This is a genomic window from Nostoc parmelioides FACHB-3921 (assembly GCF_014696625.1).
GTDB classification, from domain to species: domain Bacteria; phylum Cyanobacteriota; class Cyanobacteriia; order Cyanobacteriales; family Nostocaceae; genus Trichormus; species Trichormus parmelioides.
In genome coordinates this window covers 1-24,690 of the sequence record NZ_JACJQL010000081.1, presented here as the reverse complement: position 1 = coordinate 24,690, position 24,690 = coordinate 1, and the positions used below count along the sequence as shown (strand labels likewise).

Below are 24,690 nucleotides of genomic sequence, written 5' to 3'. Positions count from 1 at the left end.
CTTTTCCGCAGTCCAATCTGTACTAGCAAGTTAAAGCAGCACTCGAAGGGCATTATGGATATGCGTCTTCGATTATATTTTGATGAATTTGGAAATATTAAAATTCCATATCCACCGTTTGAAGAGCAACAACGAATAGTTACTTTTATTGATAGGACTACCGCCGAGATTGATGAAGTAATCGCCCAACAATATCGAGTAATCGAAACCTTAAAAGAATTCAAACAAATTTTAATATCTAATGCCGTCACCGGAAAAATTAAAGTCTAAAGGGAAACTTTTAAGACTCCCCTGCAAATCCAAAACGGTAAAATTTGGGTGGAAGAAGACAGCACTGACTTGGGGATTGTTGATGATCTGTTAGCAGCAGGTATCCCCAAAACCGATATTATTTTGGGCTTCCATCACCCTAGTAAACGCGCACTTACTGAATTTGCCATCGCCTAAAGCGGGGCGTAGTGCATCACCTAAACAAATCCCAGTCCTGACTCTGTGAGAAAATTAATAAAACAGAAGATAATCATTCACCATGACAGAATTACTCGAACAAGCGATTATCAAACTCAAAAGCTTACCAGTCAGTCAACAAAATGCTATGGCTACGATGATTTTAGAAGAACTGGAAGATGAACAGCGATGGGATGAAGCTTTTGAGCGTTCTCCAGATGCCCTAGCTCTCCTAGCAGCCCAAGCGATGGCTGAATATCGCGCAGGTAAAACTCAACAATTAGATCCAGATACATTGTGAATTCTCGCATCACTTCTCAGTTTCGCCAAGCTTTTGGTAACTTACCTGAAAATGTGCGAGAACAAACCCGCGAAGCATATCGCCAATTTAAACTTGACCCAAACCATCCAAGTTTACGTTTCAAAAAAGTGCATCCAGAATTACCTATTTATTCTGCAAGAGTCAGCAGAAGCTATCGAGCCGTTGGCCAGTTAGAGGGAGATACAGTTATTTGGTTTTGGGTAGGGTCGCATACAGAGTATGAAAGGTTACTATCTCAGTTGTAGTAGAGCAGCTATCATAGGAAAATACTCGTATAAAATCTAACGAATCACCTATGGTCAGCAAAACCAACGAGCAAGCACTGGAAAACTGTATCAAAACTGCACTCGTTGAACGCGCTGGCTACAAAGAAGGAAACCCCGCAGATTTTGACCGAGAGTTTGCTATCGACCGGGAGAAATTCTGGCGATTTTTAGAAACCACCCAGCCGGAACAACTAGCCAAACTTAAAGACCGTCCCAACTGGCAAAGATTGATTTTGGAACGGTGCGATCGCAAGATTAAAAAAGATGGCATCCTCTCAGTTCTGAAAAAAGGATTATCCATTGATGATGCTCATATAACCTTGCTTTACAGTCTGCCCTACAACGATGTCAATCCGGCTATAGCAGAGGACTTTGCCAAAAATATATTTTCGATTACCCGTCAAGTACATTACTGTGAAAGCGATGCCGGGTTATCCATTGATATTGTATTGTTTTTGAATGGGCTGGCGATCGCCACGATGGAATTAAAAAATCCCTGGACAGGACAAACTGTTTACCATGCCAAAAAACAGTACAGGGAAGACCGCAATCCCCAAGAACCACTGCTACAATTTGCTCGTTGTTTAGTCCACTTTGCTGTTGATACCGATGAAGTGTGGATGACCACAAAATTAGACCGTGAAAAAACTTACTTTCTCCCCGTCAATAAAGGTTTTAATTTTGGTAAGGGCAACCCACCCAACCCCAATGGTCACAAGTCTGCATACCTGTGGGAATCTCTTCTTCCCCGCCAAAGTTTTACCAATATTATTGAACACTTTGCGATTCTCATCCCCGGCGATACCAAAACCCCCCTCGCGCACAAAAACCTCTACTTTCCCCGCTATCACCAACTGGATGTCGTCCGCCAACTCCTAAACCATGCCGGAACACACGGCACAGGACAGACTTATCTCATTCAACATTCCGCAGGTTCGGGTAAATCTAATTCCATCACCTGGACGGCATATCAGTTAATCGAAGTCTACGCTAAAGGTGCAGATAGTCCCCTGTTTGATTCGGTTGTGGTTGTCACCGATAGGCGTATTCTTGACAGACAACTCAAAGACAATATCAAAGACTTTTCTCAAGTAAAAAACATTGTTGCTCACGCCACCAGTTCCCAAGAATTAAAAACTGCCCTAGAAAACGGTAAAAAAATTATTATTACTACCATTCAAAAATTCCCTTTCATCGTTGAGGGGATTGAAGATTTGAGTAAGAATACTTTCGCTGTGATTATCGATGAAGCCCACTCCTCCCAAAGCGGAAAGGCTGCTGATAACTTAAATATGGCTCTCAATAAAGAAGAGGATGAGGAAGAACCGGAAGATTTACAGGACAAAATTCTCAAAGCAATGGCAGGACGTAAACTCGGTAAAAACGCTTCCTACTTTGCATTTACCGCCACACCGAAAAACGCTACTTTAGAAAAATTCGGTCAGCGCACAGCAGATGGTAAATTTGTGCCGTTTCACCTTTATTCCATGAAACAAGCCATCGAAGAAGGTTTTATTCTGGACGTGCTGGCTAATTACACCACCTACAAAAGCTATTACGAAATTCAAAAATCCATCCAAGATAATCCCATTTTCGACACTGCCAAAGCGCAGAAAAAACTCCGGGCTTATGTGGAAGGACACAAACAAACCATCGGCACTAAAGCCGATATTATGGTTAACCATTTTATAGAGCAGGTGTGGCAACCCAAAAAGCTCAAAGGTAAAGCTAAAGCGATGGTCGTTACCCGCAACATTGAAGCGGCGATTCGCTATTATTTCGCCATCCGCGAGGCATTAAAACAAGCGAAAGCACCTTTTAAAGCCATCATCGCTTTCTCCGGTAAAAAGACTGTGGATGGCATTGAATACACCGAAGACATCATTAATGGATTCCCCGGTAAAGACATTTCTGACGAGTTCAAAAAAGATGATTACAAAATTTTAGTTGTTGCCAATAAATTCCTGACGGGGTTTGATGAACCTCTACTGCACACGATGTATGTTGATAAAAAATTACAGTCGGTGATGGCAGTGCAAACCCTATCTCGGCTCAATCGCTGTAACGAGAAGATGGGGAAACAAGATACTTTTATTCTCGATTTTTACAATACAGTTAGCGATATTAAAGCTGCCTTTGACCCATTCTATACTGCAACATCTTTGAGCGAACCAACAGATGTTAATGTCTTGCATGACCTCAAAGAAGCCTTAGACGATGTAGGGGTTTACGAGTGGTACGAAGTCGAACAGTTCAATGAATTATTTTTCAATAAAGCGGAAGCCGAACAACTTAGCCCCCTGATTGACACTGCCGCAGCTCGTTTTAATTCAGAATTAGAACTGGAAGACGAAACCAAAATCGACTTGAAAATTAAAGCCAAACAGTTCGTCAAAATTTATGGGCAGGTAGCCTGTATTATTCCCTATAACAATATCCAGTGGGAAATGCTGCATTGGTTTCTCAAATTCCTGATTCCCAAACTTGCTGTTAAAAATCCTGACCAAGAACAACTTGACGAACTCCTCGAAAGTGTAGACCTTTCTACCTATGGCATTGAGCGAGTTAAACTCAATCACAACATTGAACTTGATGCTTCTGAATCAGAAATTGACCCACAAAACTCCAACTTACGGGGCTATCACGACGATGCACCACAACAAGACCCCCTCGATGAAATTATTGCCGCATTTAACAATCGCTTTTTTACCGGCTGGGATGCTACGCCGCAAGAACAACGGGTGAAATTCATTAATATAGCTAGACACGTCATTGATAATCCCGATTACCAAAACCAAGTCGTCAACAACCCAGACGAACAAAATCGCCGCCTGGCTTTAGAGGAATTGATTAAACAAGCCATCAACAGAGAACGCAAACGCGAACTTGATTTGTACAAACGTTACGCTTCCGACCCTGAATTTAAACGGGCTTTTGATGCCAGTATCATGCAGTTACTTACGCAGATTAATTTGGATGAATTCCAACAATTTTTAGCATAAGTTAGCCAGTACCAATTAACTAAAAAACTGGTTTTAGCGGAAAAGCAACTCCACCGGCACACTACTTGACTCTATGCTTTTATCTTGGGAGATGCGATCGCCTACCGTAGGCAATTACGCCAAATGTTCAAACTTGAACATTTTTTCTAAAAAATACAAATCATCAAAATTTGACGATTTATATTTTTACAACCAGCAGGAGCTTTATGAGATGACCCGATTTATCTAAACTTGGGTACCCAGATATTCACACATCCAGCTTGATGTATACCCAGGTAGGAGTATGATAATTGCATTTATCGTAAGGGAAGATAATGTTATTCATCTCGGAGAGATGAATAAGGGCGTGGTTTTCTAAATTATGACGACATCCTTGTGAGGGAGAAAGTAGCAGCACATTAGCGCGATCGCTGGTTGGGCGGAAAACAGGACGATGAAAGTCAGCAATGAGTCAATGTTGAGTAAGCTTGTTGCTCAGTTGTGACTGTTGGAGAATTTACCAACCAAGAAAGTTCAAACTTGAACTTTTATTTTTACAGCCACCAGACGCTTTATTCGATGAGCCGAGTTATCTAAACTTGGGTACCCAGATATTTACACATCCAGCTTGATGTATACCCAGGTAGGAGTATGATAATTGCATTTATCGTAAGGGAAGATAATGCCAATCATCTCTCTTAGCTCATTCAAAGGTGGGGTTTCTAAAACAACTTCGGCTATCTGTTTGGCTTCCTTGTTTTGCACTGACGGTACAACTTTGGTAATTGATGCTGACCCCAATCGGTCAGCTACAACTTGGGCTAGACCTGGGGGATTACCATTTGCTGTCTGTGGAGAAAAGGAAGCAGCGAAGTTGATGCGATCGCAGAAGTTCGAGTACATCATTTTTGACACGCCAGCCCGTCCAAATGAAGCGGAAGTGGAAGATTTAGCAAGGGGTTGTGATTTACTTATTGTCCCAACTCCACCAGACATATTGAGCATGGACGCGATGGCACTGATGGCAAAATCCTTGCCACAAGATACAAACTGGAAAGTTCTCTTAACAATGATTCCGCCAGCACCGCAAAAGGATGGTCAAGAGGCGATGGAAGCACTAAAACTACAAAATTATCCAGTTTTCAGTCGCGGAATTCGGTTTTACAAAGCTTACAAAGATGCGGTTGCTAGTGGAGTTCCTGTTCATAAAGTTCGCGGGGGAAAAGTAGTATGGCGGGATTGGACAGCAATAAAAAACGAAATAATTCAGGCAATAAAAGGGTAAGTCGATTTAGTGAAGTTTTAGGTGCAGCACAAGAAAGTACCCAAACATCTGGGTACCCAGAAAGCCAGCTACCTGAACAGCCAGATACTCAACCACTTGAAAATTTACAAAGTCAACAATCTGCGTCTACCAAAACCCAGGTATCTGGGTACCCAGATATTCAGCAACTCGAACAGTCGGACATTCAACCAGTTGAACATTCATCAAGCCCAAAATTTGCCTCTACTAAAGCCCAGGTATCTGACCAGCTAAAAACCCAGCTAGATAAACATTCAGGTAGTCAAACATCCGGGTACCCAGACATTCAACTACCCGAAAATTCAACTACCCAAACAGCTAAAAAGTTCAAGGATAAAGATAAATTAGCCAAGCGTGAGAATCCTGACTACACGCAAACCACTTTTCGCATTCCTAAAAAGCTGAGTAGGCAGATTAACCGTGTGTTAGTAGATTTAGCTGATGAAGGGATAGAAGTAGATCGGAGTGACTTACTAGAAGAATTAGCCAGTGCATTTATTCGGCTAGGTGATGAAGTTGGTGTAGTAGAGGCGCTAGAACAAATCAAAAATCTGGGTACCCAGGTGGATGAGTAGCTAAGAATCGGTTAACGAGATGACTGCGTGGTCATTGGTGATGGGTTAAAACTTCAGAAAATGCGATCGCTTTCCTGGGACACTTTTGTCAATCTAAACCTAAAGATGCCTTTTGGTCAGGAGTGAGTATTGATAAAAGTTTTTCTAAACGCTCTTTGTCTTGTTGCAAACCATCCAGATCCACTCCCTTGTTATTGTTCTTTGTCCTCGATGGCTCAGACATTGATTTACCATTAATAAATTTGTCTATAATCACCTCCATTTCTTCGTTAATCGGACGAGTTTTTTGCTCAGAGCAACGTCCATCATAAATCTGACGTAGCACTTGCGGACTATGGGCCATTGCATAAGCTAATGACTCAATCCGGTCTTCTGTATAGCCATTATCTAAAAACCAAGTAGCGTAAATATTGCGAAGAAGATGAGGAGTCAAAAGCTGTCCAGTTAGCCTGTGAGCTGCGGCTCGAATTATATATGCAAAATCCTTCATGCCCAAAGGACAACCCTTATTGGATTGCACAAAGAAAAAGTTGTGGTTAGGTTTAAATTCCATGCGTAAATTGTGCCATTGCCCATTTTTAGGCTGCGCTTTACCTTTGACTAATTGACCTCCACTCATCCAATTTCCTTTCGCATCTCGGAAATAACCATATAAAAATGCTTCCAAGTAATCATAGAAACACTTGCCATCTTGTTTAAAAACAACATTGGGAATTTCGAGCTTTCGATGCCCGTATGTGTCCCCAGTTTTGTAACTTTCCGGTGTTGTATCTTTGTACCACTTGCCGTCTACATTCTTATATAAGTAACCATGACAATTATCTTTGTCTCGATTTTCGGGCAGAGGATGTATGAACTGACTTGGAGCGAGGGTTTTTGGCTTATCTGTCAGCAAACAACTTAGACCTATCTTTGCCTCTCGCCATTCTTGCTGTCTTCTGGGAGGAATAAATGTTAAAAAGCCTAACATCAAAAAGCGTTGAAAACTAGCAGCAATGGCATTATCAGTACGAACATCGTGGCAATTACGCCTGTAAGCGCATTCTAGTCTTAGCGGCTCAACTATCTTTGTGAATACTTCAGGCATATTCAGCCATTTAGCACTATTATCCACAACTGGTTTTTGTGTTTTTTGTTTTTCCCGTATTTCACCCAAATGCTTGCGAATTACAGCCATTGCAGGGATATCCCTAAATTCTTTATCTTCAGTTTCCAAGTGATATTGGAACTTGATCAACACATTAATTGGTGTAATCGCGGACATCAAACCATTAGCACTAACTCCTCGTTCAATTTCCAGAAAGTCAAGGAACTCACAAATCCATTCATCTAAATATGTTGCAGCTTCTTCTGCTTGAGCTAAAGCTTGTTTTTTATTTTTGACACGTTTGAGCTTAACGTTGGAGACTAATTTATCAAGAGAAAGAGAGTTAATAGAATCTACCCTTCCAGACTTGATATGCCATCCCAAAATTCTGTACAAAATTTTTATATATCCTTGAGCGACACTTGGTTTTAATGCTTCAATTTGTCGTCCTGGATAACGAGTTTTAGTCATGAAATCGTGAAATTTTTCTATTTCAGCTTTGAGTTCTAGTGAAGCTTGCTCACGTTTTAATCCATATTCAGACAATCTATCTTTAGTTGTAACTCGCTTGGTAGCACTTCTACCATAACCATGAAAAATTTTAGGAGCATGGTTCTTTTTGGCTTTTTGACCTTTTTGCAACCAGCCTTGCTGTTTGATCCAAGTTATAAAAGCTTTCAGCTTGGAGCGGTAGGTATAGCCTTGCTGGGCAGTTGCTCCAACAGTTTCAAACACTTTTTGTTGAACATCCAAAGCATTAGCCAGCTTTTTAATAGGGGTACTATTTAATACTTCATCCAATGCGGCTTTTTCTATTTTTGTTGGCTTGCGGCCTTGGGGAGCAGGATGTCCCCAAGCTGGCAGAGTATATCGAGAAATCGCAGTCACAGTTAGGTTGTAGATATCCTCGGCACTCTTGGGGTTTACCTTAGACAAATGTTCACGGTAGAGAAGCAAGGCTTCAGAAATTGTTTTCGATTCCATACGGAGATGGGCTAATAAATAGTAAATGATTTTTTTTGATTTTTGAATAGCTAGTAAATACTAGCTAAAAATCTATGCTTTAATCTTATTATTACATACAACAACACGCAATACTTATCAGATTTTTTCTTCTCGATTCGGGTATTATCACTTTTGCACAATTGCCAAGAAGAAAATATTACCGCGAGTCAAATGCTTGTCCTGTAAGCTTTACAGTAGTTTTTTATTACTTAAATCTGATAAATAAGATTTTGGTATTTATTAGGTTTAAAGAACTATTTACTAGCTAGACTTTTACATTAAAAGGATGATAAAAAAATACCAACACATATTAGTTCAAATTGAAGCTATCAAATTGAAAATTTGTGTTGGTAACAAATTAAAATGACAACTGTGAGTGCAAAACTGGTGACGCAAAAAATTACTTGTCCAAATCCTTATTGCAACTATCACAACCAAGAATCAAAACAAATTATCCGGCACGGTAAAGACCGTCACGGTAATCAACGGTGGTTGTGCAAACATTGCCAGCGAACATTTATCTCTATCCCACCTACCCCACAAAAACCTTGGCAGCGAAAGAAGGCTCAAAAGGGACTTAAGAGCAAGCGAGGGCAGCCAGAAATTTATGATGAATTAAAAACAAAGCAAACTCTTACTCTTACACCTACAGCTGTCAAAGGATTAGACAAAATAGCAGAATTGCTGGGTATCAGCCGCTCAGAACTGGTTGAACGAATTGGCAGAGGCATCATTCCATTAGCACCTATGCAATCGCACTCTCAACCAATTCAAAATGGGGAGTTGGTCGGCAACGAGGAAAACTAATAAAACTTTTATTCGTAATTTTATACCAGCAGAGATAATGCTTCATCTCACCCAGTGTTACTATATCAACTGTGTGACTATGTGATTACTCACATAGAGCTATAAAAGATGAAATTTAAATAAGCAAATGAGAAGATGGTGGTTGTCATGTGATAAGTCAAGTAATGGCTCCAAAAGGAAATACCGACCGCCTGACTATCTCTATCGACCCAGACCTCAAGCGTCAGTTTGATGCTCTGTGTAGGTGGAAAGGTACAAATATGAGTGAAGTAGGCCAAGCCATGATTTTAGATTGGGTCAAACAAAATGCTCCCCCCGGATTCCTGGATATAGAGAACAAGCAATGAACAAATCACCCACGCCAGATGAAACACCAAGAGGCGATCGCCTAAATCAAAATAAAATCTATTCTGTTGCCGGTTACTCAGCAGCAATTCCCGCACTGGGAAATATCTGTTAGGGTGACGGGGAACAGCAGAAGGGAGGGATGAAGTGTTACTCCCGACTTTGTTTTACCGAGGGACTAAATTCCATGAAATTGTCTAAAAAACTGCAATGATATTAAAGACAAAACCCGTTGCTCGAACAACGGGTTAAGTCTCAAAAAAAAACAGGCTCTCGGTTATTTCTACAAAATTTCTCAAGCTGGTGATTGATGTCAAGCTAAAGACGAAATTTCTGCAAAAAACCTAGAACAAAATCCACTTCTAGATTAGCAGAAGTTTTGTCACCTCCACCAGTTTTAGAAACGACTTAGAGATGAACTAGAGCCTCCTACCAGGAGGCAAAATGACTACTAGCACTCAATTTCAAGAAAAAAACCATCTATTGAGCGATGCTGAAATTTGCAAAGATAATTCCGAGATCAGCACGACAGATTTTGCAAAAATCACCGACAAAAACGTTACGAGAGACAAAACTGCAAGTGCAACTAGGCAACTTAATGATCGCCACTTTCGAGAATGCGTCCAAGAAAGGGGATTATCTCAAGAATGGGTTGAGATTAATTGCCGTTCTGTAGACGAAAAAGAAGCTTCTAAGCTCCTGGGGTACACAGCTAAGTCAAAAGGTGTTTGGCTGCAAGGTGTTGGTTTGCAAGGGCAGCTTCGACCAGATAACCCTTGGCGCAGTGCAGAAAATAAAAAAGCACCAAAATACCGCAGCCCCATTGGCGGCTACAATATCATGCTGCCAATTCACCCAAACGACCCCAACTACTGGGATGATTTGGAGGCATTAAACAGCAAATGTTATGCCATCAATGACCATCCCTGTTTGTTGCTGACGGAGGGATTTTTCACAGCCATTGCAGGATGTAGCAACGACATTCCTACAATTGCTTTACTAGGGGTGGAAATGGGACTAACATCCAGTAGTAGCGACCCCCAAAGTAAACGTTACTTAGTCGAGGGACTGGAGAGATTTGCTTGTGCTGGATTTGGTTTTATCATTGGTTTTGATGCCGATTGCGCTACCAATCCTGACGTGCTGATGGCACAGTTAAAATTAGGATGTCAACTACAAAAGTTTAGTGTTCCAGTGTATGTTGTGACTGGTAACTGGACAGCAGACGAGGGCAAAGGCATGGATGATTATATCCAGCGCAATGGTGCAGATGCTTTTAAAAATGAGGTCATGGCTAAAGCCATTAACTTTGAAACTTGGGAGCGGCAGTTCCGGGATTTATCTCAAGAGCGCAAGTTTGTTTCTCAGGCATCTTTGAGCAAAGAGATTGCCAAAAAATACAAAGATAAAATTGCTTGGCACGTTAAAAATAAAGCTTGGTATTGGTACGAAGCACCTCCAGAAAACAAAAAAGGTGTGTGGAGTGAAATACCAGACGAAGTTGTTGGCAGTATTGTTTTTACAGAAGTAGAGTTAAAAATCGGGTTGAATTTCAAACACGATTTTTTAGCTGGGACAATCAAGTTTCTCAAATATCACCTTAAGGAAGTTAACTGGGAGCCAGCACCTGGGTATGTGTGCTTGCAAGATTGCGTAATTGATGTAGCGACTGGGAAGGAATATTCCCACGACCCTAGCTATAAGTTTTTATCATCTTTACCCTACAAATGGAGTGAGCGCCTAATTGGCTGTAACCCCATTAAACAATGGCTATTAGAGATTTGTGAAGGCAGGGAAGATTGGGTGCAAGTATTGCGGGCCGCGATGAAAGCTACTGTGACAGAAAGCGGTAGAGAATTGCATCGTTATATGGAACTAATTGGCTTTGGCGGGACGGGTAAAAGCACAATTATCGGACTAGTTACAGCATTGGTGGGTCATGAAAATGTGGCTGTAACAGAACTCAAACAGCTAGAGCGAAATCGCTTTGAAACAGCCACATTTTATGGCAAAAAAGCAGTGATTATTACCGACTCTGGACGCTATGCCGGTGATGTTGACACCTTAAAAGCGTTAACTGGCGGCGACTTGTTGCGTTATGAAAAAAAAGGTGTGCAGCAGACTGGTGGTTTTAAATTTCCCGGAATTGTTTGGATTGCTTGTAATGAATCTATCCAATCAACGGACTATACAAGTGGCCTAAAACGACGGCGGTTATCCATGTCTTTTGACCGTGTTGTACCGCCGCATCTGCGTCGAGATTTAGAAACAGAATTTAAACCTTACCTGTCTGGATTGCTGCAATGGGTGTTGTCAATGCCAGATGAGGAAGTCATCGACTTTATCAGAAACACCGACAAAAAAGTGCCATCTCTGGCCAGCTTTAGTGCCGAAATTTTGTTAGAGACTAACCCAATTGCATCGTGGGTAGATACTTGTTTGGTGTTTGACAAAGAAGCTAAAACCTACATTGGCAACATGGGGATGAATACCGAGCAGTTTCTCTTTGCTAACTATTGCCATTGGATAGAAACAGCAGGTTACAAAGCGGTGAGTCAAACTCGTTTTTCTCGCAACCTTTTAGACCTGTTAAAGTCCCAACTCGGAATTGTTGATGCTACCAAATGTAGAGACAGCAAAGGAGCTTATATCACTGGTGTGGCTATTAGGCATTTAGGTCAGGATTACCTACCTCGTCCCATTTCTGGTGACGGGTTAGTGACGGGTTGTAATGACTTAAATGATGGGTTAGTGACGAGTTTAGTGACGGGTCAAAGCCTTGCTAGTGACGGGTTACAAGAAAATGATGGGTTAATAGATAACGGTAAATTACTCCCACATCATCACTTGCCAATTGATGATGATGATGTGGGAGTGGTGGCAGAATTACACTCCCATCACTCCAAGTCATCAAATTCGTCACTAGCAAGTAGTTCAGCCGTCACCCAACCCGTCATTGATGATGGGTTGATTCAAGAAAACCCATCACTAACCCGTCACCAAGAGCTAAATGCTGCTTGGGATGACACTTTTGCTCTGGGAAACTTGGTGCTGTCACTTAATGAAAAAGAACTGGTTGCAGTTATAGCCGAATACACCCCAGAACAAATTAAACATATTAAAGATGCAGCTAATACTATGTGGCAACTTGGAGTTAATCGAGATGGAGACTATAACGGTGAACGGGTCGAGATTTGGGAAACCAGTAGCCTTAGTCGTGAAATCACCTGCCGTACTAAATCTGGTGGCAAAATCAAAGTTAAACGCGGAAATCTCCGACCTTGGTTAGGGATTTGAACAACAAACAACGCCATTGCCAAATCAGTTTTCCCAGGAGATTAGGTTCGATTTACTGGCAACAGTAATGTATTTTCAATCTCCAGGCGAACTGAACGACTGACATAACATTCGCTGTTGAGACAATCAACTAGGAACTTATTAGCGTCATAATACTGCTGCAATAGTCGTCTTTGATCGTCGTTGAACTGCCAGTCATGTCCAATGTTGCGGTGCTGAATTATTACTGTTCTGAGTTGTTCACTCCAGGCTTGACCACTTTCTTGCCACCAATGCTTAAATGATTTTTTATCATCAGCCCTTGGGTCGGGCAGTTGGTCTTTGAGTTCTTGTAGCGCTCGCTTTAATTCGAGGTCGAGGTCGAGGACGCGGTCGAGGGCGCGGTCGAGGTCGAGGGAGAGGAAGAGGGCGCGGTCGAGGTCGCGGACGAGGTCGAGGGAGAGGGAGAGGGAGAGGTCGAGGTCGAGGTCGCGGTCGAGGACGCGGTCGAGGGAGAGGTCGCGGTCGAGGTCGAGGTCGCGGACGAGGTCGCGGACGAGGTCGAGGTCGAGGTCGAGGTCGAGGACGCGGACGAGGGAGAGGTCGAGGACGCGGTCGCGGTCGCGGACGAGGACGAGGTCGCGGACACGGTCGCGGTCGAGGTCGCGGTCGAGGTCGCGGACACGGTCGAGGGAGAGGTAAAAGGCTCGAATAGCAGCAGGTTTATAGGACGCTTCCACCGAACTGGATTTCAAATCAACCCAAGTGAGGAATTCCTGCAACTTTTCATCGGTTTCTAAAAGTTTATCAATTTGCTGTTTCATTAACAGCAACAGGTCATCAGCATCGTCCAATATTCCTACTGTCAGCAAAAAGACTTCTCGCCAACGCTTGTCCGTGATATGGCTAACTAACTGCTGAAATGCCTGTTGAGGATTACGGCTTAAAGCAATATTTCTAGCGGTGAAAAACTCATGAAATGTCAGATGGGAAAATGAATAAATTCTCCTTGCCCGTTCTACCAGTAGCCCATGCTGTGCCTCAATGGATTTTAGTACGGCTTTGCTGTCTAATAGCAGTGCTTGTGGATCAGTTTTGGCATCAGGTAGGTTTTCTATGTAGTCACTAATGTATTCTTCTACAAGCCTTTCTTTAAAAAAGTAATTGCCTGACTCAAAGGTTTTTAAAGCTATCCTGCTGAGGAGGTCTTCTTTGCGTTTGAGAGAGAGTTTGTGATAAACCAGATCACGTTCAATGCTGCGTGTACCATCCCACTTTTTCAGCAATATTTCTACCCCTTCCTCGTAAAGTTCAGCACGGTTAGAAGGAAAATCTGTTGATTCCCCAAATAGCAAGCACAACAGTGTCAGCAGTAAGGGATTGGTTGCTAGTTCTTTAATTCGTTGATTTTGTTGGAGTTTTTGAATAAAGTTTTTGGCTTTTTTTGGGTCTTTAGTTTGAAACCATTTTGTAGCAAACTCCGCAATCTGCTTATCATCAAAGTCAGCAACTTCAACTTCGGTGAACTGCTCAAAGGTATATTCCTTTGACGCAATCCGACAGGTGATCACAAAATAATTGGCATCGTACTCCGTCGAAAAGTTGCGAATTTCTCTTAAAACCCTGTCATTATATGCTTGCGTAACTTCATCTAAACCATCAAGCAACACAATTACCCGACCCTGACGCAAAAGCGTTTTAGTTGTCTCCTGGTCTGAAATACTGTTACGAGCAAATTGGTCATTGATATATTGCAATAAACTTGGTTGCTGGGGTGCTTCAGCAAAGTCTTTTAGCGTGATGAAAATGGGAACATGATTTGCTAAAAATTGTCCCAACTTGCATTGAATCGCTATTCGTTTTAAAAAGGTTGTCTTCCCCGCCCCTGGCTTTCCTAAAATCATTAGTTTGGAGTATTTTTCAACAGCCGTCAGCCCTGGAACTCGCTTTTCTACAACTTGATTTAGTCCAAATCGCTCGAAGTCTTCCGGGTTGCAGTTTTCTAAAAGTTGAGCTATTTCTAAGCGTCTGCGTCCTGTAATTTTCTCCAGAATGTTGACATCAGTGTAAATGTCATTTAGCCCAATGGGGTGAGTCATGTCCAAAACACGCATCCATCCGCATCGTTTTTGGATGTCTGTGCTAACTTTTTCGCGCACCTCATTTACTAAATCATCAATCTCTATGGGCTGGATAAATTCCTTTTGACTTTGCTGCGATTCACTAAATTTAGTATTCCATAGCCATTCATAAGCCTGTTCCCAAGGACTTTCTCCGTCACGCTGTCTGCCTCGTGTTGGCTTGCTAATCGGACAGCCGTTTTTCTTCAATACCTCACAAATTGTGTTTAACTCATCTTGGAGTTTTTGTTCTTTATTTACAATTTTTGGATTGTTCCAGGGTATGCCTTCTGCTAGTGAATTATTTGGTAGATTGCGTTTGGCTTTATCAAAACGATATAAAAACACAGTTAACGTATCTCTTCCAAAATTGAACTGTGTTGCCATTTCCTGTAAGAACCGGGATTCCGGTTCTGAGAGTTTGGCTGAGTAATTCACTTAATTAACCCCATAGCCTATTTATTCTATTTAAGTCTATTTTTATTCTATTTTTGCCTAATTTAGTTCCGATTTGGCAACTCCTAAACTCAATCTCATAAGACAAATTGAATTTAGGAGTTACTGATGACTTCCCGAAAATTGTTAAACCAACGTCCAAATCGCAGGAGAAAATCTTTACTGTGGAAGGTTAGACAGCTATGCCGATTTTGGCAGCCCATTGCAGCATTTGTATTGACGGTACTAGGGTTTTTCATCAAATTCTGGCAACCAATTTTGCAAAAGATCGCACAGATAGTTGAGTGGGCATCTCATTTTTTGAGTGATTGGTAGTCAACAGTGATGCCTTCACTTTCTCATGCCTAACAACTGTTTTGAGCAAGCCTCTGACAATCATCGTCAGGGGTTTATCTATTAACTCTGTTTGTCAAGATAACGCAGAATCGCTCACTAAAGAAGATGTTGTCAAGTTACTGGCGCAACTGGAAACTTTTGCAATGTTCAAATTTGAACATTTGGTGTAATTGCCCTTTAGAGCGATCGCGTCTTCCAAGAAAAAAGCTGGACTAATGCCGCAATTTGATATCACGCACTCTCTTGCAACGATTGATCAACCCTTGGTTTGGTATAGAAGGAGTATAGACAGTTGAGTAAGCCGTTCACCCCTTTATATAAGACAGAATTATCAATTGCCCTGTGTAGAGAATTTTTGGAAGCTAGATTGATAAGGGTAACTTAATTGAGGGGAGTGGTTCACGAAAGCATCAGTATTTGGGAGAATGAATACTGTCGGATTTCCAATCTATTTATCGGACAGTGAGAGAATGAACGAGAAGTTCCGCCGCTTGAATAATGATGAGTATCGCAGCCGGGAGTATTTGACGAAGGACGAAATGAAAATTTTGATTCAGGCGGCGGGCGATCGCGGTCGGCATAGAGTTAGAGATCAGGCGTTGTTATTAATGTCATTTCGACATGGGCTGCGACCGGGGGAAGCAGCGACGATGAAATGGGATGCTGTTATGCTAGAACGCCGTGTGATTTATATCAAGCGGCTTAAGGGGAGTCAGAGTGGGAATCACCCCATGCAGCCTGATGAGGTGGATTTGTTGGGGCAGCTAAAGCAGATTTATCCCAATAGCTTTTTTGTTTTTCCTAATGAAAGAGGGAAGTCGCTGTCGGTGGATGCGATTGAAAAGATTGTCAAACGTGCGGCTGAGAAAGCGGGGTTACATATTAAGGTGCATCCGCATATGTTCAGGCACAGTTGCGGATATTTTTTGGCGGAACAGAATCGTTCTACGCGAGATATACAGAGTTATTTGGGGCATAAGCAGATTCAGAATACTGTGCGCTACACGGCGGAGAATCCCCGGCGATTTGAGCATTTTGATTGGCAGTGGGAGCAGCCTTTTTGATGGGATTTTCATCCATTAATATCATTGGCTGATAGGATGTTAGCTTGAGAGTAAACTATTTAATTACTTGGAACTAATAACATTCGCGCCTCAATTCCTTCCCAGGTTGTAGGGGACACCCGCACAGAGTAAACTATTTAATTACTTGGAACTAATAACATTCGCGCCTCAATTCCTTCCCAGGTTGTAGGGGACACCCGCACAGATGCTTGTTTGCATTGGATGAGCAGGTTATTAGCGTAGAGATAATTTTCCAGTGCTTTGGCTTCTTCCTGAGATAAATTAATCATGTCTGGGCTGAGATTGAAAGCATTAAGTAAAGTTTGTTGGAGATGCTGAACAAATTCTCGGCGCACTTTTAGAGGTTGTTTATCATCAGGAATTTTAGTTTTCAGTTCGTTGAGTTCGTCAATTAGCATAGTAAAATTAACCTTATTGAAGATTTTCAATTCTTCAAGTTTACGAATGTAATTAATAGCTTTGGCGATGGCTTCGGCGTTGGCGTTGGCGTTGGCGTTGGCGTTGGCGTTGGCGTTGGCGTTGGCGATGGCGATGGCGTAGGCGATGGCGTAGGCGATGGCGATGGCTTCGGCGTTGGCGTTGGCGTTGGCGATGGCGTTGGCGTAGGCGTAGGCGATGGCGATGGCGTTGGCGTAGGCGATGGCGATGGCGATGGCGATGGCAACTGCACGTTTACCCACAGGTTTAACATCCCCAGTAGATCCAGTTGTTGCCTGTTCTGCCCAGTTTAATAAAGCTTGCAGTTTCGATGTGTTAATGTACTTTTGTGCTTCCTTTTCCATCTGCAACAGCAAATCATCTGCACCACCACGCATTAAACCAGCGACAAGTAAAAACACTTCCTTCCAGCGTTTATCTGTTAGGTGTTCAGTAACCAATTTCTCGACTAGGCGATGGTCATCAATATATTGTGCTGTTAAATATTCCTGTAGTGTTAAATGAGAAAAAGAATAAGCATCCTTTGCGCGTTCTACCAAAATTCCTTGTTGAATAGCGATTGCATCCAAAACTGCTTCACCATTTAAATGCTGAGGTGCATTCAAATTACTTGATAAAAATTCTTTGATTTTCTCAACAATGTCACGCTGGGAAAAGAACAGTCTGTCAGCCTCAAAACCTGTATAAGCAATCTCTGATAGTAATATTTCTTCTAGTTCTGTGTGCAGACCTAGATAAATTTCATCTCGAAGAATTCGCTTCTCGGATGCCCATTTCTTTAGTAATATGTGTAATGCTTCTTTGTATATAGTACTGCGATTGTCTGGAAAGTTTTGTGACTCGTCATAGACCAAGCATAAAAATGTCAGCAATAAAGGTGTGTGGGCTAACTCTTTAGCGGCGGCATTTTCTGGCTTTTGTAGTAACTCCCAACATTTCTCGCCTGTCTGAGCTTGTTTATCTGTTTCTGAATAAAACCAATTATAAATGAATTGCTGAATTTGTTTGTCATCAAAATCTGCCATTGTTACATCGCTAAAGCGGCGAAAACTACTGCGATAAGCCGCAGTTCGACAGGATGCAATAAAGCGATTTTTCTTGTAAGTCTCAACAAAATCTTCAATGTGACTAATGACATTGGTTAAATTTTCTGTTGGGACTTCATCCAAACCATCTAACAAAATTAGTAACTTGCCTTCCTTTAAGGCTTGAGTTGTAAATTGTTCGGGTTGGGGGACTTCACAATTACTAAATTCGTTTACAATGAAATTTTCTATATTGATGTCTCTTTTTTGAAATCTTTTCAACTCTATAAATACAGGGATACAGTCGTGCTTAAATCCTCCATCTTGAACTTTGAGTGCTTCTAATCCCATCTTTCGCAAAAATGTAGACTTACCAATACCAGGTGTACCAAGCACCATAAGATATTGGTTTTCGTTAGCAACTTTAATTCCCTCTTGTTTACCTTTATTTTGAGATTGAAACCTGCGGCTACTACCGTGGCGAAAAGATTCTTCTAGATTTTTAATAGATTCAAACCTACGGATGCCATCATTATCTAAAAATTGAACTGCTGTATAGACAGATTCTAGGTTTACAGGTTCACGCATTCCCAAAACTTTGAGAGTGCCGTTTCGGTTTTCATAATAAGGTTTAACCTTTTTGCGTACCTCTGGCATCAAGACATCTATTTTTATTTCTTTTTCTGGGTTGTCAGTTTGGCTAACTGGCAATGTTCGTAGTACAGATTTTTTTTCAGAGTTGTGCAAGCGTTGTTGGTAGCGTTCTAATGCTGCTCGGAACTTATTTTTACTGACTTTTTCAGCCAACGCATCTGTAAGAAGTTTCCATAACTCCTGTCCTTCGTTTCTAACGTGCTGAGAACTATAACTATATTTATTAGCTATTTCGTCATAAGTTTTCCTATCCCAACATTCCTGAAGTATACGCTTTTGGATATCAGTTAAGTACTCACCTATATTATTAAATACCGCTTCATCAGCGACCTGTAGGGCTTCTTCCAGATTCATTAGTCATCCAAGTAAATATTGTTGCAGCTACAAACTTTTTAGTAATTTTACCTGACTTTTTCGTAATTTTGGCTGACTTTGCAGTAACGACAAGGGTTTGGGTGTTTTGGCAGAATGATGACATCCTGATTCCAGGAAAAAGCCTGGAGTCACCCAGGCGAAGTTCAAATTACATTTCACCTACATTTTATCTATGAACACCGACGAAACTAAAAAGTCTAGAAATTGCAACGATATTCGCAAGTCTGACCAGACCTTCTCTCGCCTATCAAAATGGACAGCCTATGCGCTCGGTTTATATGCTGCGTTTACTCTTACGGTGCAGCAAAATCCGCTAGGTGTTCACTTAATACCTCTGGCTAGACTGTTTGTTCAAGCTGCCCAAATAGAAGTAGTGGAGCGAAATAAAAAGGGTAAAGGCGATAACCCAGACAACTCAAACCAACAGCAGTAACTAGCGGAACTTAAAGCTGAGAGCCACCAAAATTTTGGTGGCTTTTTCTTTGAACCACATCAAGCCTGTCACAAGTAATCGTCCGTGTTGTGCCGTTTTAGTTGTCATTAACGACATTGGAGTAAAACAGGAAGCAAGCCCAAGAATGCAATCACGTTTCGATTAGAGTAACGCACGATATGTGATCACAATTTTATATGACGAAACTGGAGATGTTCTCGCGCCAATCTCGTCCTCGTTGGGATTCCTGGGGCGATGAGGTAGAGAAATTCAAGGAAAATAACTAACTCACATTCTCCTTAAATAACTCATTACGAATGCGTTCACGAGTCTCCATTAACAACTTACCCAACATATTTTTTCCGCTACCATCACCGCCATCTCCCCAATAACTATCGTTAGTTGTATGTTCAACAATTTCTGCATTTCCTGTTGCCAGTAACTTTTCGTTCAAATCAGGATGTTGAGTAAACTTGGCTCCTAACGCTTCACGCATGACATCATCTTTAACTACTTCCCAGTCAGCACGTAAAGTAAGAGTGCGATCTCGTCCCATCTGTGCAGCTTCTCGCGGTGTCTGAGCTTGACGAATTTGTTCTTCATGAGGAGTATCAACAAACTTTTGCGCTTGGAAATAGTGTTCTGAGGTAGGCCAGATTTTTCCCTTGAGATAAATTGCATAGGGAGCAAAGTTTGAGAAAAAGCCATAAGGCTTGTTTAGGTGATAAAACCTGATAGGGTTACTCAAAGGCATAAAAATTGTTAATTCTTCTAGTGTATTGATGTGAAATTCTGCAAGCTCCCTAAATGGTGAATAAGCACCCCACATCTGATGAAAGGGATAATGCACATCAAATGGATCAATAGTGCTTAAATCTTGAGCTACAAGAAAACAGTAGGGGCGTGGTGGATTACCTATCTGCGATGCGATAATTTCTCCGTTTCTTGCATGAGTTTTAGATTGCTCAATTACTTCAGGCGTAAGGAAAGGGAAAATTGCTTTTTGGGCTTCTTCATCAGTTGCTTCTACCCAAAATGAATCAATGGGTTCAGTCTTGTTATGACAATCGCGTTGTGGCCAGTAGACTCGAATAATCACCTTATCTTCCTGATGTGTTTAGATTTTTATCAAAACAAAATCCTAATCTTGACACTATTCCTGACTGTAAATTTTATCAGGATTCATATTTTCAAAGTATGCAATAGCCGCTTCACCAAATGCCTTAACCGCAGCTGCTCCAACTGTAGGCTGAACAACTTGTCCAACAAAAGGAATAAATCCTGCTATAGTACCACCCATTCTGAGAAGTAACTGTGCGCCACCCATTGCCATGATTGCTCCGGCTATAGCTCCTGCACCACCAGCAGGTATTAAATCAACGCCGTAAATTTGAGCAATACGAGTTACTATAGCTGCCTGTACAGCAGTTAAACTAGCATTAAAGGCGAGCGCACCGATAACAGGAACACCACCAGCAACTCCGGCGGCGGCTCCACCTCCCATCATTAACCAAAGTTCGTCCCTGGCTTGGTCACGACAATATTTAGGCATAAAATAACGTATAAATTGGACAGTGATAAAGCTTACAGATAACTTCTATAGTTAGAATGCCCAACTATTAACCAGAAACAGAACTTTAAATGTACAAAAAATATTAGATAGCTTTGAGCTACAAGATTCCTGCGGAGATACTAAATCCCGTCGCCGGAATTTTATTGCTGCATCCATTAACAGCATCGAAATTTGCGATCGCCCATCACCTACTTTCGCCAAAGGGAGTAGAAAGTAATACTATGAATGATGGTCTTCAGGTATACGCTCCGGTACGTGCATGGATTTATCACTGCAAAATAAAATCGTTTCATTTATTTGGTCAATCGCTGATGATTGTCTGCGGGATGTCTATGTGCGGGGTAAGTACCGGGATGTGATTCTGCCAATGTTTGTGCTGCGGCGGCTGGATTGTTTGCTGGAAGAAACGAAAGATGCAGTAACAGAAGAAGTGCGTTTTCAGCGTGAAGAGGCAGGTTTTACGGTGCTTGACCCTGTGGCATTGCGGGAAGCATCAGGTTACGTTTTCTACAACACCTCAGACTGGACGTTAAAGAAATTAGTCAAGACTGCTGCTAATAATCGCCAAATTTTAGAAGCGAATTTCAAAGCTTACCTAGATGGATTTAGCGATAACGTTAAAGAAATTATCGAGAAATTTGAACTCCGCAACCAAATCCGGCGCATGGTGCAGGCGGATGTTTTATTGGATGTGCTGGAGAAATTCACCTCGCCCTACATTAACCTTAGTCCCCACGATACTTTAGACCCGGAAGGGCGAAGATTAGTGGGACTGAGTAACCTGGGAATGGGTTATGTATTTGAAGAATTAATCCGCAAGTTTAACGAAGAAAATAACGAGGAAGCTGGCGAACACTTCACCCCCCGCGAAGTGATTAAATTGATGACTCATTTATTATTTATCCCGGTCAAGGATAAACTACCGCCAGTAATTACGGTATATGACGGGGCTTGCGGTTCGGGGGGAATGCTAACGGAATCGCAGGATTTTATTCAAGATTTAGCAGGAGAAATTAAGTACCAAGCGGCGGTTTACCTCTATGGCAAAGAAGTAAACGGCGAAACCTACGCGATTTGCAAGTCGGACATGATGATTAAGGGCAATGACCCAGAAAATATCAAGTTTGGTTCGACCTTGGCAACAGATGAATTTACTGGGTTGCGGTTTGATTTTATGTTGTCAAATCCGCCCTATGGTAAGTCGTATAAATCAGACCAAAAATACATTCTGGATGGCAAGGATGTTTTAGACGGTCGCTTTGAGGTGGTACTGAAAAATTTTCAAGGTGAATCAGAAATAGTGCCGGCGATTCCCCGTTCTTCCGATGGGCAATTGCTATTTTTGATGGACATGGTTAGCAAAATGAAGCGGCTAGATGATAGTCCTTTGGGCAGCCGCATTGCCTCAGTCCACAATGGTTCTTCCCTGTTTACCGGGGATGCAGGCAGTGGGGAAAGTAATATCCGCCGCTACATTATCGAAAATGACTCTTTGGAAGCGATTATCCAGTTGCCGAACAATTTGTTTTATAACACGGGGATTACAACATATATTTGGGTTCTGTCTAACAACAAAACATCTCAGCGCAAGGGCAAGGTGCAACTGATTGATGCGTCAGAACTTTATCAAAAATTACGCAAGAATTTGGGAGCGAAGAACTGCGAGTTTGTCACTGAGCATATTGAGAAGATTACCCAGCTTTATTTAGAAATGCCCAATCAAGGGATTTCTAAAGTATTTGATAACAAAGACTTTGGTTTTTACAAAATTACCGTGGAACGCCCTTTACGACTGGCGGCACAATTTACACCAGAACGGGTGGCAACATTGCGTTATGTGCCTGCGCTGCGTGAGGTGATGGCATGGGCTTATGAGCAATGGGGTGATGAGATTTATACAAAATTAGAGGTGCATAAAAAGGCGATTGAGGACTATATCGAGGGTGAAGAAATTGCCCTATCCCCCAAAGCTAAGAAAGATTTATTATCACCCAAGACTTGGGAAGCACAACGCAATCTCATGATTGTGGGAGAGCGTTTAATGGAAGCGGTGGAGGATGAATTATCACTCGATTTTAATGTATTTGTAACTGCTGTTGATACAGGGTTAAAGTTGCTAAATATTAAGCTAACTAACAGTGAGAAAAATCAGATTTTAAATGCTGTCAGTTGGCGGGATGAGAACGCCGCAAGGGTGGTGAAGAAGGTACATAAATTAAAAGGTAATCAACTGAGTGATTTATTAACCCAGTTGGGAACTACTGAGGATAAATTACCTGACTATGGTTATTGGCCTGGGAACAAAGCAGGGGAATGGGTAGAGTATGAATCTGATAGTGAGTTGCGGGATACAGAAAATGTGCCGTTGAAAGAACAGATATATGATTACTTTGTGCGGGAAGTGCGCCCCCATGTAGCTGATGCGTGGATAGCTTTGGATAAAACGCAGATTGGCTATGAGATTAGTTTTAACAAGTATTTTTATCAGCACAAGCCGTTGCGAACTTTAGAGGAAGTCACGACGGAGATTTTACAATTAGAACGGGAGACGGAAGGGTTATTAAAACGGTTGGTGAGTTTTGGGGAGATAAACTGATGTCTGCTAGAGATATCTTCCATGACCCTGTACAGGAGGTAATTGTGCAATGGATAAACTAGCTAAATATCGGGAGTGCGTGCAAAGTTTATTAACTGGTTATGCTAACGATGATGTCGCTGATAGTGAGGTGGAAGTCCAGCTAATTTTTGATGAAAAGCGCGACCATTATCAGTGGATGAATGTGGGCTGGGAGGGTTTAAAGCGTGTTTATCGCTGTATCATTCATTTCGATATTAAAGATGAAAAAATCTGGCTACAGCAAAATTTAACTGACCAAAATCCGGCTGAGGAATTGGTAGCAATGGGTGTACCACGAGAGGATATTGTTTTGGGTTTACAACCTGCTTATAAACGGCAGTATACAGATTATGGGGTGGCTTAGATTGGTAAAATAAATTAATTGCAAATAATAGGGTGAAAATATGACACTAGCTGAATTATTACCTGCTGTCCGACAGCTTTCTCAAGTTGAGAAACTGAAGCTAATTCGCATCTTGGCAGAAGATTTAGAAAAGAGCGAGGATATTACACCGCTACAGCCGTTTAAGACCTATGATTTACCAACACCCTATGATACTTTTGGGGCTGGTGCAATTCTGATGGAAGCAATACAGCCTCTCTGATTTTAGGACAAAGTAACTTTTTTCTAGAGTTTGATGTATGTTTTTATCGCTCCAAGTTGGAGTTTGAGGTTAAACCTAAAGATGAATAGATTGTTGCAGCAGTTGGTAAGTTTGGGAGAGGTAGACTAATGACTTTCCCCAAGCATGACAGTTATAAGGATAGTGGCGAAGATTGGTTAGGAGAAATTCCAGAGCATTGGGAAGCTTTGAGAACCAAGAGTATTTTTCGGCTTGTTACTGAACCTGCACCTAAAAATAATAGCGAAGAATTGTTATCAATCTATTCAGATATTGGAGTGAAGCCGAGAAAAGAATTAGAAGAAAGAGGTAACAAGGCATCTACAACAGATGGTTATTGGTTCGTTAAAAAAGGTGATGTCATTGTCAATAAATTATTGGCATGGATGGGAGCAATTGGCGTTTCTGAATATGATGGTGTTACCAGTCCTGCGTATGACATTTTAAGGGCATACAAGCCAGTTGAAAGCAAGTTTTATCATTATCTTTTCCGCAGTCCAATCTGTACTAGCAAGTTAAAGCAGCACTCGAAGGGCATTAT

At 41.6% G+C, this 24,690-nt stretch carries 22 protein-coding genes; 17 read left to right on the top strand and 5 right to left on the bottom strand.

The features are described 5' to 3' along the window. The 7 genes from H6G14_RS28925 to H6G14_RS28895 form a co-directional block, all read left to right on the top strand. Positions 1 to 270: restriction endonuclease subunit S (locus H6G14_RS28925; protein WP_199326320.1), on the top strand; the 270-nt coding region annotated here is incomplete at its 5' end. A gap of 21 nt (positions 271 to 291) precedes the next feature. Continuing rightward, on the top strand, positions 292 to 447 hold the full coding sequence (locus H6G14_RS28920) for an element excision factor XisI family protein (protein WP_277884337.1): 156 nt from the start codon (positions 292 to 294) through the stop codon (positions 445 to 447). Between the two features lie 82 nt (positions 448 to 529). Beyond that, complete coding sequence (locus tag H6G14_RS28915) at positions 530 to 748, top strand: hypothetical protein (RefSeq protein WP_190571901.1); 219 nt, start codon at positions 530 to 532, stop codon at positions 746 to 748. Beyond that, positions 745 to 1,014 carry a ParE family toxin-like protein gene (locus H6G14_RS28910; RefSeq protein ID WP_190571899.1) on the top strand — a complete coding sequence of 90 codons (270 nt, stop codon included), beginning with the start codon at positions 745 to 747 and terminating at the stop codon, positions 1,012 to 1,014. Before H6G14_RS28915 ends, H6G14_RS28910 begins: the two co-directional genes overlap by 4 nt. A gap of 50 nt (positions 1,015 to 1,064) precedes the next feature. Then, on the top strand, positions 1,065 to 4,037 hold the full coding sequence (locus H6G14_RS28905) for a type I restriction endonuclease subunit R (protein WP_190571897.1): 2,973 nt from the start codon (positions 1,065 to 1,067) through the stop codon (positions 4,035 to 4,037). Positions 4,038 to 4,698: 661 nt separating this feature from the next. After that, positions 4,699 to 5,301: a ParA family protein gene (locus H6G14_RS28900; protein ID WP_190571895.1), complete on the top strand. Its 603-nt coding sequence runs from the start codon at positions 4,699 to 4,701 to the stop codon at positions 5,299 to 5,301. Then, the gene (locus H6G14_RS28895) at positions 5,247 to 5,894 is read left to right on the top strand and encodes a hypothetical protein (protein WP_190571893.1); all 648 of its coding nucleotides are present in this window, start codon (positions 5,247 to 5,249) and stop codon (positions 5,892 to 5,894) included. Before H6G14_RS28900 ends, H6G14_RS28895 begins: the two co-directional genes overlap by 55 nt. An 88-nt stretch (positions 5,895 to 5,982) precedes the next feature. Here H6G14_RS28895 and H6G14_RS28890 read toward each other — a convergent pair whose 3' ends face one another. Then, positions 5,983 to 7,965 (bottom strand): hypothetical protein, encoded by a 1,983-nt coding sequence (locus H6G14_RS28890; protein ID WP_190571891.1) that lies wholly within the window; start codon positions 7,963 to 7,965, stop codon positions 5,983 to 5,985. Between the two features lie 384 nt (positions 7,966 to 8,349). Between H6G14_RS28890 and H6G14_RS33220 the strand changes: the two genes are divergently transcribed. From H6G14_RS33220 to H6G14_RS28875, 3 genes are all read left to right on the top strand, one after another. After that, complete coding sequence (locus H6G14_RS33220) at positions 8,350 to 8,793, top strand: IS1 family transposase (protein WP_199326319.1); 444 nt, start codon at positions 8,350 to 8,352, stop codon at positions 8,791 to 8,793. Positions 8,794 to 8,957: 164 nt separating this feature from the next. Beyond that, on the top strand, positions 8,958 to 9,140 hold the full coding sequence (locus tag H6G14_RS28880) for a ribbon-helix-helix domain-containing protein (RefSeq protein WP_190571889.1): 183 nt from the start codon (positions 8,958 to 8,960) through the stop codon (positions 9,138 to 9,140). Between the two features lie 442 nt (positions 9,141 to 9,582). Continuing rightward, a complete protein-coding gene (locus H6G14_RS28875; RefSeq protein ID WP_190571887.1) occupies positions 9,583 to 12,435 on the top strand; it encodes a DUF3854 domain-containing protein in 2,853 nt (950 codons plus the stop codon). Between the two features lie 41 nt (positions 12,436 to 12,476). On the opposite strand, the gene H6G14_RS28870 is transcribed toward H6G14_RS28875, so the two are convergent. Continuing rightward, on the bottom strand, positions 12,477 to 14,972 hold the full coding sequence (locus tag H6G14_RS28870; RefSeq protein WP_338421230.1) for an NACHT domain-containing protein: 2,496 nt from the start codon (positions 14,970 to 14,972) through the stop codon (positions 12,477 to 12,479). A 126-nt stretch (positions 14,973 to 15,098) separates the two neighbouring features. Here H6G14_RS28870 and H6G14_RS28865 point away from each other — a divergent pair, with 126 nt between their 5' ends. Further along, positions 15,099 to 15,305, top strand: coding sequence for a hypothetical protein (locus H6G14_RS28865; RefSeq protein WP_190571885.1), 207 nt, complete (start codon positions 15,099 to 15,101; stop codon positions 15,303 to 15,305). 545 nt (positions 15,306 to 15,850) lie between these two features. After that, positions 15,851 to 16,390, top strand: a complete 540-nt coding sequence (locus H6G14_RS28855) for a tyrosine-type recombinase/integrase (RefSeq protein WP_242053989.1) — start codon at positions 15,851 to 15,853, stop codon at positions 16,388 to 16,390. Between the two features lie 137 nt (positions 16,391 to 16,527). Here H6G14_RS28855 and H6G14_RS28850 read toward each other — a convergent pair whose 3' ends face one another. Then, on the bottom strand, positions 16,528 to 18,882 hold the full coding sequence (locus H6G14_RS28850) for an NACHT domain-containing protein (protein WP_242053971.1): 2,355 nt from the start codon (positions 18,880 to 18,882) through the stop codon (positions 16,528 to 16,530). A gap of 193 nt (positions 18,883 to 19,075) precedes the next feature. On the opposite strand from H6G14_RS28850, the gene H6G14_RS28845 reads away from it, so the two are divergent. Beyond that, positions 19,076 to 19,336, top strand: a complete 261-nt coding sequence (locus H6G14_RS28845; RefSeq protein WP_190571880.1) for a hypothetical protein — start codon at positions 19,076 to 19,078, stop codon at positions 19,334 to 19,336. A gap of 283 nt (positions 19,337 to 19,619) precedes the next feature. Here H6G14_RS28845 and H6G14_RS34280 read toward each other — a convergent pair whose 3' ends face one another. Both H6G14_RS34280 and H6G14_RS28835 read right to left on the bottom strand, forming a co-directional pair. Then, positions 19,620 to 20,435, bottom strand: a complete 816-nt coding sequence (locus H6G14_RS34280; protein ID WP_338421229.1) for an NADAR family protein — start codon at positions 20,433 to 20,435, stop codon at positions 19,620 to 19,622. Positions 20,436 to 20,489: 54 nt separating this feature from the next. Then, positions 20,490 to 20,888: a hypothetical protein gene (locus H6G14_RS28835; protein ID WP_190571878.1), complete on the bottom strand. Its 399-nt coding sequence runs from the start codon at positions 20,886 to 20,888 to the stop codon at positions 20,490 to 20,492. A gap of 280 nt (positions 20,889 to 21,168) precedes the next feature. Between H6G14_RS28835 and H6G14_RS33800 the strand changes: the two genes are divergently transcribed. From H6G14_RS33800 to H6G14_RS28815, 4 genes are all read left to right on the top strand, one after another. Beyond that, positions 21,169 to 23,505 carry a type I restriction-modification system subunit M gene (locus tag H6G14_RS33800; protein WP_190571877.1) on the top strand — a complete coding sequence of 779 codons (2,337 nt, stop codon included), beginning with the start codon at positions 21,169 to 21,171 and terminating at the stop codon, positions 23,503 to 23,505. 49 nt (positions 23,506 to 23,554) lie between these two features. Further along, positions 23,555 to 23,890 carry a XisI protein gene (locus H6G14_RS28825; protein WP_190571876.1) on the top strand — a complete coding sequence of 112 codons (336 nt, stop codon included), beginning with the start codon at positions 23,555 to 23,557 and terminating at the stop codon, positions 23,888 to 23,890. Positions 23,891 to 23,930: 40 nt separating this feature from the next. Next, positions 23,931 to 24,131, top strand: a complete 201-nt coding sequence (locus H6G14_RS28820; protein ID WP_190571875.1) for a hypothetical protein — start codon at positions 23,931 to 23,933, stop codon at positions 24,129 to 24,131. A 128-nt stretch (positions 24,132 to 24,259) separates the two neighbouring features. Then, positions 24,260 to 24,690: hypothetical protein (locus tag H6G14_RS28815; protein WP_199326318.1), on the top strand; the 431-nt coding region annotated here is incomplete at its 3' end.

Coding starts and splice junctions, on each gene's coding strand:
- H6G14_RS28915 (WP_190571901.1), top strand. CDS start 530: ATGACAGAATTACTCGAACAAGCGATTATCAAACTCAAAAGCTTACCA.
- H6G14_RS28905 (WP_190571897.1), top strand. CDS start 1,065: ATGGTCAGCAAAACCAACGAGCAAGCACTGGAAAACTGTATCAAAACT.
- H6G14_RS28900 (WP_190571895.1), top strand. CDS start 4,699: ATGCCAATCATCTCTCTTAGCTCATTCAAAGGTGGGGTTTCTAAAACA.
- H6G14_RS28895 (WP_190571893.1), top strand. CDS start 5,247: ATGGCGGGATTGGACAGCAATAAAAAACGAAATAATTCAGGCAATAAA.
- H6G14_RS28890 (WP_190571891.1), bottom strand. CDS start 7,965: ATGGAATCGAAAACAATTTCTGAAGCCTTGCTTCTCTACCGTGAACAT.
- H6G14_RS33220 (WP_199326319.1), top strand. CDS start 8,350: ATGACAACTGTGAGTGCAAAACTGGTGACGCAAAAAATTACTTGTCCA.
- H6G14_RS28880 (WP_190571889.1), top strand. CDS start 8,958: ATGGCTCCAAAAGGAAATACCGACCGCCTGACTATCTCTATCGACCCA.
- H6G14_RS28875 (WP_190571887.1), top strand. CDS start 9,583: ATGACTACTAGCACTCAATTTCAAGAAAAAAACCATCTATTGAGCGAT.
- H6G14_RS28865 (WP_190571885.1), top strand. CDS start 15,099: ATGACTTCCCGAAAATTGTTAAACCAACGTCCAAATCGCAGGAGAAAA.
- H6G14_RS28850 (WP_242053971.1), bottom strand. CDS start 18,882: ATGAATCTGGAAGAAGCCCTACAGGTCGCTGATGAAGCGGTATTTAAT.
- H6G14_RS28845 (WP_190571880.1), top strand. CDS start 19,076: ATGAACACCGACGAAACTAAAAAGTCTAGAAATTGCAACGATATTCGC.
- H6G14_RS28835 (WP_190571878.1), bottom strand. CDS start 20,888: ATGCCTAAATATTGTCGTGACCAAGCCAGGGACGAACTTTGGTTAATG.
- H6G14_RS33800 (WP_190571877.1), top strand. CDS start 21,169: ATGGATTTATCACTGCAAAATAAAATCGTTTCATTTATTTGGTCAATC.
- H6G14_RS28825 (WP_190571876.1), top strand. CDS start 23,555: ATGGATAAACTAGCTAAATATCGGGAGTGCGTGCAAAGTTTATTAACT.
- H6G14_RS28820 (WP_190571875.1), top strand. CDS start 23,931: ATGACACTAGCTGAATTATTACCTGCTGTCCGACAGCTTTCTCAAGTT.